Source organism: Alkalilimnicola ehrlichii (genome assembly GCF_003399765.1).
Taxonomy (GTDB): Bacteria; Pseudomonadota; Gammaproteobacteria; order Nitrococcales; family AK92; genus AK92.
In genome coordinates, this window is the sequence record NZ_NFZV01000087.1 from 1 (window position 1) to 960 (window position 960).

2 protein-coding genes are annotated in these 960 nt (G+C 60.9%); both read right to left on the reverse strand.

The window, feature by feature from the left end:
• A partial coding sequence (locus CAI21_RS22785) for a hypothetical protein (RefSeq protein WP_220349090.1) occupies positions 1–690 on the reverse strand: 690 nt, incomplete at its 3' end.
• Between the two features lie 86 nt (positions 691–776).
• The coding region (locus CAI21_RS23530; protein WP_181919616.1) for a hypothetical protein at positions 777–960 on the reverse strand (184 nt) is incomplete at its 5' end.

Sequence of the window (960 nt, forward strand, 5' to 3'; positions counted from 1 at the left end):
GTACTGTTGCCAAAACTCCCAGAACGCCTCCACCTCCCACGGCGACTCCCCCTCTTCGGGATAAATCAAATGCTGGTCGCTGTAGCGGTGGATGAGCACCAACTGGTAGCTCGTGCGGCCCATATAGCCGGTAAACGGCATCAGGTACGGGTCGAACTCGTCAAACGGCAGCTCCACCATCCGCCCGCGCCGGGGCAGGCTCACCAACCCGGTGCGCCGGTTCAGCCAAAAGTTGCGCTTATCCGGCGATAATACGTACTTCGTCAGCAAGGTGCCGATGACGCAGATACTGACGGGCACGGCGAGGACTATGCCCCCCCCCCAAGCGACGAATACTTCGTAAAACCCTTCGTAAACCGCAAAAGAACCCAAACTGACCACGCCCGCGAAGACGCCCACCATGGCCAAGGTTACGATAGCGTTGATCAACACGGCGGGATTGCCGAGGTGCTCCCAGTCCACCTTTTCGTGATAACGCCAATGCGGCATATGCTTAGGCCAGGCGCGGCCGAACAGCGCATCGAGATCGGCATGGCTGATGCTAAGGTGCTCGCCGCAGTGCACCCCCGGCCGCCCCTGCAGGGGCTTACGGCGCAACGACCGGGATTTCCACCCCTGCTGGCCCGCCTCCGCCGGGGGCAGGTCGCGGGGACGGGTGCTGTTATAGGCCGACTCAGCGTAGTAGTTCATCCTGTCGCTTTTTCTTTATGCGGATAGCGTTCCTAGCCCGACAACAACTCGGCCCATCGTTCTTCGCGGGAGGACCTTCATTCCGTTCAGTCAGTGAGGGCAGCGCAAGTCACCATCAAAAACATTAACATCGCCAAGACAGCCCAACCGATCCAACCTTCCCACCACTCGCGCTTGGCCCAGCGCTCGCTAGGCTCGCGGTCGCTTTGCTTGATTTTCTTACGCCCCCGCCAAGCCCCTTCGCCCGCACCGGAACTCGCCCAGCCCAGC